This window comes from Candidatus Babeliales bacterium (assembly GCA_035455925.1).
GTDB lineage: Bacteria > Babelota > Babeliae > Babelales > Vermiphilaceae > SOIL31.
In genome coordinates this window covers 36,105-49,306 of the sequence record DATIEE010000002.1, presented here as the reverse complement: position 1 = coordinate 49,306, position 13,202 = coordinate 36,105, and the positions used below count along the sequence as shown (strand labels likewise).

Below are 13,202 nucleotides of genomic sequence, written 5' to 3'. Positions count from 1 at the left end.
AACGATTCATTGATTCGCGAGCATTATTTCTTATTTTTTCTTGAATTTCTGCAGTTTGTACTTCTTTAGTTAAATAATCAGATAATAATATAAGAAAGTCTTTCTGTGTTTCAGTTTCAAGAAGTTTTTGAGCATCACCAACATTTAAATTGAGGTGAGAAAGTATAAAATCACCGATTTTTCCTGCATCATTCATTTTTGACAAAATAATATGAAAATCAGGACTAAATGTGTAGCCTGATGTCGCCATTTGATCTGCAATTTTTTTAATTTTTTGTACACAAGCAATTAACTCTATATTATTGCTATCCTCGGCTTCAATTTTTTGTACTTTTGCTTGTAAAATATTTTCATTTGTCATGATATCAAGTACACGAGCCTTACATAATCCTTGAACAAGAATTTTAATACCACCTTCAGGTAGTTTAATAAGACGCATCACCGTTGCGATTGTTCCAACAGTATAGAGGTCATCGGTACTAATTGCTCCTTGTGGATCTACCCCATTTTTTGCTGCAAGTAGAAATACCATTTTTTTTTCTTCTATTGATTGATTAATTCCGTTAATAATTTTTTCATCAAGAACAAGTAATGGTACAATAATTTGCGGAAAGACAACAACATCCATTGTTGGTATAACTGGCAATATTTCTGAAGAAATATTGATTTTTTTTTGATTGACAACACTTCTCATTATCACTCCCCCTACTTTTTATTGGTGTCGCTCTTTACAATTATAGTTTATGCAATGCAACCAAAACAACTCAATAATTGTTACGCGGGAGACCAAAAAATTCTTAACAAATAGCCTTTATCTAAAATGCTATCATTCATATAAAGTTTTTTGCTATGAAAAGCCTATTTATAACTTATACTAAAAGAAAAATAATTAATTTTAATGATCAGGGCATCGCTATGGAGCAGGCAATACTTAGTGCGCACAATATTTGTAAAAAATTTAAGCAAGGCATTGAGGACATTATTGTTCTTAATAACATAACAAGTATTTTTAGGCAAGAAGAAACGTATGCAATTACCGGAATATCAGGATCAGGAAAATCAACGTTTATACATTTACTTGCGGGCCTTGATATTCCTACAAGTGGCACAATATTATTCAATAATATTTCATTACAAAAATTATCTGCTACCAAACGTGAACGCTTCTTAAATAAATCGATTGGTCTGGTATTTCAATCACCTTACTTGCTATATGAATTATCTATAATAGAAAACATTATGCTTCCTGGTCTTATTAATGGCCGTACAAAAGATAATTGTATAAAGAAGGCTCTAGAATTATTACAAAAAGTAGAGCTATCACACAAAGAGAATAGTTCGATTAGAGAGCTTTCTGGAGGCCAACAGCAACGTGTTGCTATTGCGCGTGCACTTTTTAATGAACCATCATTTTTAATTGCTGATGAGCCAACGGGAAACTTAGATGTGACCACCGGTAAAAAAATTGTGGATTTATTACTGGAATGTCGACAAGAATGGGGAATGGGTATTATTATCAGCAGTCATGATGATTACGTTACAAAAAAAATGCATGAAGTTTACCAATTATCCAAAGGTTCATTAACAAAAATGTAGAAGGCTTACATGCGATCTCAGAAAAAAATTCTCAATAAAACAATCAAGGTTGGTTTATCAACGCTATTAAGTAGGTTTTTTGGCATAGTCCGTGAAGTGCTTATGGTCAAATATTTAGGAGTAAGTGGATTATCTGATGCATTTTTAACTGCATATAAAATACCAAATTCTTTACGTAAAGTTTTTGCTGAAGGCGCACTTTCTGCTGCATTTATTCCAACGATTGTTACGACAGTGCATCATGACAACAAAAATAATATTGCAGGACTAATGTCACTCGCTTTTTTAGTCTTTGAGGGAATTGTAGTAATTATTTGTATTTTTATCATGAATTATGCAGCATATATAATTCACTTCATTGCTCCTGGTTTTTCTGATAATCAAGTAAATGCCACTATTCCAATGCTCTATATACTCATGCCGTTTATTTTATTCATATCAAGTAGTGCATTGTTGGCGGGAGCACTTAATGCAATTGATCATTTCTTAATTCCTGCTATAGCTCCAATTGTTATCAATTTTATTTTTATTATCGGTATATGTGTTTGTCTATTTTTTCACCTTCCTGTTACTACGCTGTGCTATTTTGTTGTTTTTGCTGGATTTATTCACTTTATCATGCATCTTATTATGTACATTAAATTTAAGTTTTTTTTTGGAAAAATAACGAAAGAAGATTTTTTTATATTTATACGTATTGTAGGAAAATTTTTGCTTTGTATTCCCAGTATAAGCTTAATGGAGATTGCTCTATTTATTGACACAAGTTTTGCATCATTTTTAGCTCCTGGATCAATATCATTACTTTTTTATGCTAATCGTTTTGTTGGTATACCTCTTGGTGTTTTTGCTGTTGCATTTTCTACTATTCTGCTTCCTCATTTCTCGCGCATACATACATATTCTCCTAAGCGACTTCATTTTTATTTGCTTGAATCAGCTAAATTTATTCTGTGGGTTACAGCGCCAGTAGCACTATTAATGGGATTTTTTTCACAAGAAATATTTTCAACTATATTTCTTTCAAAAAATTTCACTGTAATGCAAGTGCAGCAAGCAGGTAATATTTTGCTTGTTCTCTTGCTTGGTTTATTCTTTTTTTCACTTAATAAAATTCTACTTAATATATTTTATGCAATGCATGCAGCCTGGGTACCGGCAGTTATCGCTTTATGTGCAACAACCATTAATATTATTCTTAACATGCTTTTTATAGAAAAATTGCAAACGGTTGGCTTAGCTCTTGCAACAACATTATCAAGCAGCATACAAACGGTTTTATTTTTATTTATTTTATATAGAAAGTATAAATTTCGTATATATATATTATCATTTTTATCTTTTGCTATGCGTTATGTCATACAGCTTAGTATCGTGAGCAGCGTTTTTTTGTTCTGTTATTATAATTTTATGGCGGCGATTGTACAATGGCTACCATCTGCAATTGCATCTTTTTTTACCGTTGACATTGGCCTATGGTTATGGGTAGGTCCACTTTCTTTATTATTTATTATTATGTTATACTTTTCACGCACATTATTTAAAATTAATCTTCATTTTTTGAAATAAAATAATTATGAAAAATATAGAATCGGCTGGTATCATTACGTATGCAATAGACAATGACACAGTTTTTTATTTATTGCTTCAGTATTCTGCAGGTCATTGGGAATTTCCCAAAGGTAAAATAGAAGAAAATGAAACTAAACGGCAAGCCGCACTACGAGAATTGTTTGAAGAAACAGGATTGCATGTTGATCTTGAGGATAATTTTGAAGAAAAAATACACTATATTTTTTTAGATTATGATAAGCAATTAACAAAAAAAATGGTTTATTTTTTTATTGGTAAAGCAACAGATAAAAAAGTTACCCTTTCTTATGAACATACTGATTATGTGTGGTTACCATATAAAGAAGCATATGATCAATTAACGTACAAAAATGCAAAAATAGTTTTAAAAAAAGCTAACGAATATATTCAATCTATTGAGAATGAAGTGAAAAATTCATGATTTCATTCTCAATGCGATTTTTCCTCTGTAATAACACATTTTTGTACTCTTCATCAATCATTGCTGATACTAGACATACCCCTCCAACTGAAAAGATACCCCCGCTTGTCATTATTGCACCACTAAGACTTTTATATTGGTTATTAACAAGGTAACCAACAATTATACCAGTCGGTATTGCAGCAAAAAATGCTAAAAATTTATAATGAAACGAATCACTATTTATTTTTTCTATTTCTTTATTTACTTCTTGCAAGTTATCAGTAAAGAGTTTCAATTGAAATTCTTTTATTGTATCTTTATCAAAAGACGTTTTTTCAACTTTACTGCTAGTTTCGCACGAAATATTGCTGCAAACAATGATTAGAAAAAAGACTGTTTTTTTATACATAAAAGTTATTTTAAAATATTTTTTGTAGACAGGTTATTTTAATAGGTAATTTGGTTGCGGGGGCTGGATTCGAACCAGCGACCTTTGGGTTATGAGCCCAACGAGCTACCAGGCTGCTCTACCCCGCGGTATATTTGTATATCTATATTTTATCAGAAAAGAAATATTACTATAACTATACGAGCTGTTAGGGTATTTGTCAAACAAAATTATTTATCTTTTAAATCTTTTTAATCATTGATTTACTAAAGCATCGTAATAATTTTATAATAGTATTGATTTTTTAAACTGTTAGTCATTATATTTAAAATAAAAATAAAATAGTCTTGCAGGGAATAAATATGAAAAATAATATGAAAATAATATCGATAATTATAGTAGTTTTATCAGTTATGTCTTTAGCCGCTTATGAGAATAGTTTTTTTAATAATACAAATGAACCAATTGGTATTGCTATACAATATACGAGTAACGATGGCAATGAACCTCTTTATAAACAAATTATTAAGCCGAAAACAACTAATACTTTCACACCGGGTAAAGGTGATATTCCCGCTATAAAATGGGGTTTTTGTTTGGATAACCTTTATTATGCCAAAAATCCAACTTCAGAACAGAAAGCTAATAATTTTGAGAAAACATTATGGAAAAAAGTTCCTATTACCTGGACTGATATTAAAAGTACAACAAAATTACCGCAATCAAAGCAAATTAAAAAAGAATCTTTGCAGAAGCAGCCAGCAACGGCATTAGAACGTAAATCTCTATGTAGGGATCGACATTTTGATATTACTTATGATCAATATGGTGCGGTTAGTGTAACATCATCATTACAAGACTAGTTATTTAGGTCATGATGATATTTATCAATTAATTTCTTTTATATTACCATATCTATCAATAAACACTGATTGTTGATAAGAGACGTAAACAATGTCACGCTTCCATACAATGGCTTTATATCGTGCCAGTAGTAATAAGAGTTTACCGATATATAATGTCCAAAAATTATCTGTAAAGAGTATATCATTAATGATTGCAATGATAGGAATGGGTCCATAGGTATCGTCAGGAAATTCATTAAAGAAAAGCTCTGAACAAATATATGGAATAAAAGTAATGATTTCAGAAAGTATCAGTTTTGTGCGTACATCAGAAGATATGGTGACTAATGGACTTGAATTAAAGTAAGTTTGCCGCATAATATTATTATCCATCCAAGAAACCAATCTCTCTGAAATGAGCATCGCATGTCTTTTATCAAAACAGTTTTGTAAAACACCATTATAGACCCAATGTAATGAATTGTAATAATGAGTATTGTGCCATCGAGAGGCGCCAAAAATAAAATGTATTGATTTTCCTAAGCAATTTTTATTCCATAATTGTATCATTTCAGGAATATCTGCAAAATTACTTATATTAAAAGCTGATTCTGGCATAATTACTATTTCAGTTGCAGGAGATTTCGCAATAATATTTTTTAATTGATTAGCGACGGTACGTATCATAATTATTGGATTTTGTGCAGTAGTATGTACCATGTACGGTAAGGTTTTTATCTGTCGTTGCCAGTCATGTTCATATGTTGCTGTTTTATTAATTCCCCAAGGAAAGAACCAGGCAATAGTTACTATGCACACAAAAAATAATGCATTACAATTTTTGTACCACAATAACAAAACATAACTAATTGAAAATAACATAAAAAACAGCAAACATAAAAATTTACCGATTGCTGTTACTAAGTATAGTAAGTATGGTTTATGAGCTAATAAAATAAGTGGCTGCATGAGTGGATAGCCTTCAAGTCTACCAAAAAGGTACAAACTGTAGCAATCGGTCCACATGATAAACAAAAGTAAAGCGATTGCCCACATGCATAAGCGAACAACTGGAAGCTGAATTGAAAAAATACGTACGACATATGTCACACACCAGAATAATATAGCGGGAAATAATGCTTGATACATTATCATAGCAATGCCAATTAATATACCAATCATCCATGCTTCATGCGCCATACAAGTAATCACATATATTCCTCCACTCAAGTGTAATGAAAATGTGATGCAACCCCATATATAACCATGAACAAATGAAAGATTTATGGTGCGCGTCAGATATAATAAAGGAATAGGAAAGAAAAAAACTAGCCACCAAAGCTGCGTGCTAAACAAAAATGGAAGAGCATATAAAACTGAAGAAATAATGAGCAAAAACCAATACAATTTTATCATATAATTGGTTAGCTAGATATCCTTAACATTTTCATAGTTCTCATGTTTTTGACAATAATTTATGAGCTCTGTATTGCTTGTAATCTCTGATAAATTATTTTTAAAATTTGGAGTGTTGGCATAAAGTTTCTTCGCTGATTCTATCAACTGATATGTTGTTTTGTCACCTGGCAATGCTCTTATAAAATCTATATTGTGCCTTGTTTGTCTGTTGTTATAAACAGCATATCGTCCTGCATTATCAAATAAGCATTTAATATCCGCTGGAGTCATTTTATCTGTGATTTGTGCTAAGCTGTCAGTAACAACACAATCATTAGTCGGCTTTTGCGATTTAAATTTTTCGATTAGTTTTTTACGTCCATCAAAATCTATTGGGGGACTTGTTATTTTTATATCAAAACGACCGGACCTACAGATAGCTTTATCTATCCAGCTGGGGTTATTAGTTCCTCCTATAACAATAACATGATATTCTTTATTTTTATTAAACCCATCCATTTCAGTTAAAAAAGTATTTATTATGTTATTAGTTGCATCAATTTTTCCAGGGACGCTAGCGTCTACTCTTTTACCTATTCCATCAAACTCATCTATGAATATAATTGCTAGTTTATACTTTGATTTTTGTGCTGCTTCGCGTGCGGCAGCAAAAATAGCCTTAACAATGTTACCACTTTGTCCGATATATGGTTGTAAAAGATTTGCTGAAGTATATTGAAAAATAGGACATTTAAGTGTGCCTGACATTGCACGCACAAGATGTGTTTTTCCTACACCAGAATCTCCACATAAGAGAATTCCCGATGGAAAAGGAGCATTCATAGAGATATATTTTGCAGGTTTTTCTATCTGATTTACGAGCATTAATATGGACTCTGGAATATTTACATAATCATTCAATGTTTCTGTTATGCCTGTTACTGGTGACATGTTAACTATTGATGTGCTAACAGGGGGTTGAAACGTATTCTTAAAAATATAAACAGTAATATAAAGTGTTATAAGAAAAGTAGCGATATTTATTATAGTATTGGGTGCCTCATCCATGATGCGATTAAATAACTTATCAGTAAAATTAGTAAAAGAAGAACAATGTATTGATGGCTGAATTCCAATTAAACAGGCAAGTGATAATGCGATTATTTTTTTTCTAGCTATTTTTTTCATTGTGATCTTTTGTATTATTATTTTTTAATATTAAGTAAAAATTTTAACCATTTTAAAATTACATGATCTTGTTGAGCGTTGGCAGCTTGTTGTTGCGCATAGGCCATTTGTTGCTGTGCTATGGTTTGTTGTTCTTGTATAATATTTTCTCTGTGGATATTTAACTGAGAGAGATAATCTTTATGGTTTCTAATGCGTTTAATTGCATTAGATATATTGTGAAATAATGTAATAGCATGTGATAGTGAAATATCACATTTTTTTTGTAAAAATTCATCTTCATCGCTATCTGCTGATGCCTTATTAATCAAGTCAATTGCATAATGTACTATTGGAACCAAATCAACAAGGTCGTTATGTGCGCTGATGATCGGTAAATTAAAGGTAAGATACAGATCCTGGATCTTATCAAAAAAGATAATATCATCATCAAAATGAGTTGTAGCTAATGTATAATGAGTAATTTCTTTAAGTAAGTTATTAGCTCTTTTAATACGTCCCACTGGTGTTGCTTGATATAAAATATAATACATCAATGTTGTTACTAAACAACTCATACTACCAAAAATTGCTGGATGGACTTCTGTAGGTATTTTAGATTTTAGTATATAGCTACCACTAACACACAATGCAAAAGTTATCGCAGTGCTTATTTTAGCTGTTGAGGGTTGGATAGCGTGTAAGTGAAAGGAAGATAATAATAACGTAGACAGAAAAAAGAATAATGTTATGTTTTTGGTCATTAAAAAAGCTTTCATATTTATTTATATTTTATGTAACTGAATATATATTATTTAGTGTTTTTTTTATAAAACCTTCAAAAACTAATGTATCTATTATTTTTTTAACTCGATCAGCATCTTTATCAATAAAACATATGATGTTTTGATATGCCACTGTTTCTTTTTCTATAATCAACTTTAGTATTCGTGCACGTATTTGCCTATCAGAACCATTAAATACTGACTGTTTAGTATAATGAGCACTTTTACGACTAGGATTGACATGTTGAGCTTTACACCAAACACCGTAATCCATTAATGCATAATACCATTCTCGAGGATTATTATGATCGATAGTTGCCGTAATCAAAGGAATTAATTCTTTATCAGTAACGCTACTTTTACCTTTAAAAAAATAATCAATGAAAACTGTACGAATGTTTGTTTCAATAAATATGGTTGGCTTATTAAATGCGAAAGCACCGATTGATCCCGCTGTACCTGGGCCAATTCCTGGTAATGTTTGTAATATATTTTGTTCTTGAGGTAATATTCCATCATATTGATTTACAATGATATTTGCTAATTGGTGTAGATATCGTGCACGACGATAATAACCTAAGCCTTGCCATACACTTAAAACATCTCGTAATGTACTTTCGGCTAATATTTGAAACGTAGGAAACGTAACAATAAATTCCTCATATTTTGGTATAACTCGATGAGTTTGAGTTTGTTGTAACATCATTTCTGACACTACTACATAATAAGGATTGTCAACATGTCTCCATGCAAATTCTCGCTTATTGCATGTGTAAAAATGCCAAATAAAATCTTTAAATTCTTTTAATATATTCATGGTGATAATTTTATCATAAATAACAAAAATACATACATCAATATATTTAATTATAATAGTCTTGGATATATCCTAATTGTAGGACAGTTTATTTACAGCGCAACAAATAATTTTACATAAAAAAGTATAAATATATACTGTTCATCATATAACTTTTTTTTTTATTATTTACAGATTATAGGATTTTTTATGAATAAATTTTTTACCTTTTCTTTTTTTTTCATTACGATTAATTCAAATTTTATTTTAAGCAATGATCAACCAAAAACTTATTCACAAATTTTACAAGAGAAATATGGTATTTCAGCACAGGTAGCAGATGCAATTTTTAATACAATAAAACAAGAACGCAACGCATTGTCCTATGAACAACAAAAAGACCCGCAGTATACATATGAGAGATCTAAATCAATTATTTATGCTGCAGCCATAGCTAATATAGACAGAGAAATAGATAGGCTTAAAGGTCTTGGTTATGAAATCACTAAAAAAACCGAAATCTTTATGCATGAAAACTTACATGATTGTCTTTTAAATGCTATCACCAATGAAACTTCATTAAATCCATTTTTTGACAATATTAATAACACTATTCATCAGAGTTTGCAGCTATCGTCAAGCTTATCAATAGATCACCCAGTACCGCCAGCGCCATCTATTTCTAAAAATTTAGTACCTCATTATAGTAACAAAAGTGAAATAAAAAAAGATCTACACAAATTACTTAATAAGATTAAAAATCAACAGTTTGAACAAATCGAAAATAACGTTGATTTACTATTTCATGATATAATGGATAATATTCCTTCTAATCTTGAGCACCCCAATGCACAAAGGAGTGTTCAAAAGATGCTAAACGAACAAAATCTTCAACAAGAATTATATAAAAAACAACAGAAATAAAACCTTTTATTCCGTAAATAATCCTTTATGTTAAGTAAATGCCTCATGTTGTTGTAATATTATATTCAATTATAATAAAATATTATTAATGTATAGAGTATATAGCAGCATAAAGGATAGAAATGAGAAGTAAGTATATTATGCCATCTTTTATAGCAATTTCTTTATTAATATTACATGTTACATTTTTTTACCCACTTTCACTGAAAGATTTAAAAGAAAAAGCATCAACGCTTATCAATGATGACTCTGTGCAAAAATTTATGCCTGGAGTAGTGGTGGCACTTGGTCTTGCTGGTGGTTTGTATTATTATTTAATGAACAAAAAGAACGAAGAAAATATAGATATTAAGAATGAAGAAGAAAAAAATATAGATATTGATCAAATAATTAAACAATTTCAAGTATATTCTCAATTTAATACTGATGGTGGTGGCGCTGCTAGTTGTGGTTACCACACATTATTGCGATCTATGCAACTTGTTAGATCAAAGTATAATAAAGAAGATGAAGATGAATTAAAAAAAGATTTAATGAATTCTAGTCCTATTAAGGTATATTTTGGTGCAAATGGTGAATGGCGTAAGCAAATAATTCAACTCCGCAAAGATGAAAAATTAAAAGAATTGTTACATGAAAAATTTATGTCACTTTTCACAAAAAATTGCGATGAAAAAAGCAAAACATTATATTCATCAGCATTAAAAGCTTTGGAGAATGTTGTAGTGGGTATATTTAAAAAACCTGCATTGAATACAGAAGTATATGAATTCGATGATCAAGCAATACAGGTTTACTTGAAAAAACCTTTGAAGGCATTAACAACGCAAGAGAATAAAGATTTAATTGAAAAACTACAAAAAATAGAAACAATACAAAGTTGTTTTAATCTAGAAGAAATGAGAAAAAATATTTTATCAAAGGAAGCCCTGTTAGATTTGCCAACGTTAATTAAGCAAGTAGAAAATGATCCTAATTTACAACATGATTTTAAGGGAGAATGGCTAGATGATGACGAAATTAAATATTTATGGCAAGAAAATAAAGATGAAATTGTACCGATAAAAGCGTCATGCATTCTAACGACAATAGGAGATTTTGATTTAGTTGATCATCCAAAGAGTAATCCAAATATCCCGCAAGAAGAGGACTATTTTTCTAATGTTGATCCTGTAAAAAATTTTATAAAAGATAATCAAAATCAATTGTTAAACAAAAAAGAGCAATTTTTCGCAATTTTTGCTTTAGGAAACATGAAACAACTAGGCGACAAAGATCGCACATCAGGCCATTGGTATCCACTTGTTATGCATCAAAATAACGGTGAACGAAAATATTATATAATGGATTCTAATAAGAATCAGGACCGAACTCGTGATAGAAATGCGCATAAAGTCATTAAGTTAATTGAAAATAACAAAGAGCAAGACCTAAACTTAGATCAATGACAGGATCTGTATTTTTAATAGTATTTTTATAAATAATAACAATCGACTATAGAAATTTTATTTCTATAGTCGATTGTTATTATAATATTAATATATTATATATTAGTTGCTAAACTTATCTTACTGGCTCAAACTCGATTTGAATTCTTCTGCCTTTAAGCATTGTTTCTTTTAACGTTCTCACGATTGCTTGAGCTTTTTTATTATCATCAACGGTGAAAAATGAACGTGTATTTTGCATTGAAACACGACTAACACAGTTTCCATCAACTGATGATGTTGTTGTAATAAACTTAATCAAACTTTCTTTATTCATTTGATCAATTTTGCCCACATTGATAAAAAGCCGAGCTTCATCTCTATTGGAACCGTTATAACGACTTGTAGGTAATCCAGTATTATCAGAATTGCTTCTTCTTCCAGTACCACTTCTGCTGCTTCTCGTATCTCTTTCTCTATAAGAATCATAACCAGTAGATGTAGAATTTAAGTTTGGCGATTTTTGATAATGAGTTAACATTTCACTACAATTAAGTGAAAATATACGTTCAATGATTTCTTCTTTTGATAATAAATTTAATGATTCTTGAATGCCTTGCAAGTAAGGCTTGATGATGTCATTTACTGGAGTATCAATTAACTTTTGTGAAAAATGATGCAACTGTTTTTGGCATAATTGGTCACCAGTTGGAACCTGAATCGATTTAATCGTAATGCCTAACTGTTGCTCTATCATTTTAATTTTTCGGGACGATGTAGTAATAATAATAGAAACTCCCGATTTGCCGGCACGAGCTGTACGTCCACTTCGATGGGTATAATTTTCAATGTCATCTGGTAAGTTACAATGTAAAACATGGGTAACGCCATCAACATCAATACCACGAGCAGCCACGTCAGTTGCTATCAAAACTTGAATTTTTTTATCTCTAAACTTCTTCATGACCGCGTCACGTTGTGGTTGAGATAAATCACCATGTAATGCATCAGAACTATATCCAGCACTAATAAGTTGTGAACTCATTTCTTGTGTATCACGCTTTGTGCGACAAAATACAATTCCAAACATATCAGGATACAAATCTATAAATCGTCTGACTGCACTATAAACATCAGCACCTCTAACTATGCAATATTGATGTTCAATATTAGTTGCACCACTATTACGAGAGCCTACGGTAATTTGCAGTGGATTATGCATGTAAGTATGAGCTATTTTTTCAATTTTAGGCTGCATTGTTGCAGAAAATAACCAGACTTTTTTATCTTTTGGTGTAAATTTTAAAATTTCATCAATGTCTTCTTGGAATCCCATATCCAACATTTGATCAGCTTCATCAAGAACAACTCGTCCGATTTTTTCTAAAGGTATAGTTTTACGATTAATATGATCAATTAATCTACCCGGTGTTCCTACGATTATATGCGCACCACGCTTTAATGCAGAAACTTGAGTTCTGATATCTGCGCCGCCATAAACAGCAACAACATTCACACCGTTAAGATATTTTGCATAGGATGTTAGCTCTTTAGTAATTTGCAAACAAAGCTCACGCGTTGGGCAGATCACAAGTCCTTGAGTTTTACCATCCATAACAGCTGAAATTAATGGCAATCCAAACGCTGCCGTTTTACCGGTTCCTGTTTGTGCCAAACCTATAAGATCTCTATCCCCTTGCAAAAGAAGAGGTATAGCTTTTTCCTGAATTGCTGTTGGTTGGGTAAAACCTAATTCAGAAACTGCTTGTACTAAACGCGAATCAACACCCAATGCTTTTATACTCACATACGTCTCACAAAATAAAAAATGTATAAACTGATACAAAACTTCAGCATGTAAAAAAACTTTTCTCATGCCT

At 30.9% G+C, this 13,202-nt stretch carries 13 protein-coding genes and 1 tRNA gene; 6 read left to right on the top strand and 8 right to left on the bottom strand.

The window, feature by feature from the left end:
• Positions 1 to 694: LON peptidase substrate-binding domain-containing protein (locus VLB80_00330; GenBank protein HSC24649.1), on the bottom strand; the 694-nt coding region annotated here is incomplete at its 3' end.
• A gap of 155 nt (positions 695 to 849) precedes the next feature.
• On the opposite strand from VLB80_00330, the gene VLB80_00325 reads away from it, so the two are divergent.
• Genes VLB80_00325 through VLB80_00315 form a run of 3 tightly spaced genes read left to right on the top strand, consistent with a single transcriptional unit; the run spans position 850 to position 3,610 of the window.
• Positions 850 to 1,596: an ABC transporter ATP-binding protein gene (locus VLB80_00325; protein ID HSC24648.1), complete on the top strand. Its 747-nt coding sequence runs from the start codon at positions 850 to 852 to the stop codon at positions 1,594 to 1,596.
• 9 nt (positions 1,597 to 1,605) lie between these two features.
• The gene (murJ, locus tag VLB80_00320) at positions 1,606 to 3,165 is read left to right on the top strand and encodes a murein biosynthesis integral membrane protein MurJ (GenBank protein ID HSC24647.1); all 1,560 of its coding nucleotides are present in this window, start codon (positions 1,606 to 1,608) and stop codon (positions 3,163 to 3,165) included.
• 7 nt (positions 3,166 to 3,172) lie between these two features.
• Positions 3,173 to 3,610 (top strand): NUDIX domain-containing protein, encoded by a 438-nt coding sequence (locus VLB80_00315; GenBank protein HSC24646.1) that lies wholly within the window; start codon positions 3,173 to 3,175, stop codon positions 3,608 to 3,610.
• Here VLB80_00315 and VLB80_00310 read toward each other — a convergent pair.
• Both VLB80_00310 and VLB80_00305 read right to left on the bottom strand, forming a co-directional pair.
• Positions 3,582 to 4,001, bottom strand: a complete 420-nt coding sequence (locus VLB80_00310) for a hypothetical protein (protein ID HSC24645.1) — start codon at positions 3,999 to 4,001, stop codon at positions 3,582 to 3,584. The genes VLB80_00315 and VLB80_00310 overlap by 29 nt on opposite strands.
• Positions 4,002 to 4,052: 51 nt before the next feature.
• A tRNA-Met gene (locus tag VLB80_00305) sits at positions 4,053 to 4,129 on the bottom strand.
• Positions 4,130 to 4,342: 213 nt separating this feature from the next.
• Here VLB80_00305 and VLB80_00300 point away from each other — a divergent pair.
• A complete protein-coding gene (locus VLB80_00300) occupies positions 4,343 to 4,843 on the top strand; it encodes a hypothetical protein (GenBank protein ID HSC24644.1) in 501 nt (166 codons plus the stop codon).
• A 24-nt stretch (positions 4,844 to 4,867) separates the two neighbouring features.
• Here the strand turns inward: VLB80_00300 and VLB80_00295 are convergent, their stop codons facing one another.
• From VLB80_00295 to VLB80_00280, 4 genes are all read right to left on the bottom strand, one after another.
• A complete protein-coding gene (locus VLB80_00295) occupies positions 4,868 to 6,037 on the bottom strand; it encodes a hypothetical protein (protein HSC24643.1) in 1,170 nt (389 codons plus the stop codon).
• 216 nt (positions 6,038 to 6,253) lie between these two features.
• Positions 6,254 to 7,411 carry an ATP-binding protein gene (locus tag VLB80_00290; protein ID HSC24642.1) on the bottom strand — a complete coding sequence of 386 codons (1,158 nt, stop codon included), beginning with the start codon at positions 7,409 to 7,411 and terminating at the stop codon, positions 6,254 to 6,256.
• Between the two features lie 17 nt (positions 7,412 to 7,428).
• Positions 7,429 to 8,154, bottom strand: coding sequence for a hypothetical protein (locus VLB80_00285; protein ID HSC24641.1), 726 nt, complete (start codon positions 8,152 to 8,154; stop codon positions 7,429 to 7,431).
• A gap of 28 nt (positions 8,155 to 8,182) precedes the next feature.
• Positions 8,183 to 8,992, bottom strand: coding sequence for a hypothetical protein (locus tag VLB80_00280; GenBank protein HSC24640.1), 810 nt, complete (start codon positions 8,990 to 8,992; stop codon positions 8,183 to 8,185).
• 189 nt (positions 8,993 to 9,181) lie between these two features.
• Here VLB80_00280 and VLB80_00275 point away from each other — a divergent pair, with 189 nt between their 5' ends.
• Both VLB80_00275 and VLB80_00270 read left to right on the top strand, forming a co-directional pair.
• On the top strand, positions 9,182 to 9,895 hold the full coding sequence (locus tag VLB80_00275; GenBank protein ID HSC24639.1) for a hypothetical protein: 714 nt from the start codon (positions 9,182 to 9,184) through the stop codon (positions 9,893 to 9,895).
• A 122-nt stretch (positions 9,896 to 10,017) separates the two neighbouring features.
• Positions 10,018 to 11,343, top strand: coding sequence for a hypothetical protein (locus VLB80_00270; protein HSC24638.1), 1,326 nt, complete (start codon positions 10,018 to 10,020; stop codon positions 11,341 to 11,343).
• A gap of 115 nt (positions 11,344 to 11,458) precedes the next feature.
• Here the strand turns inward: VLB80_00270 and VLB80_00265 are convergent, their stop codons facing one another.
• Entirely contained in the window at positions 11,459 to 13,198 is a 1,740-nt protein-coding gene (locus tag VLB80_00265; GenBank protein HSC24637.1) for a DEAD/DEAH box helicase, read from the bottom strand.
• Positions 13,199 to 13,202: the final 4 nt, after the last annotated feature.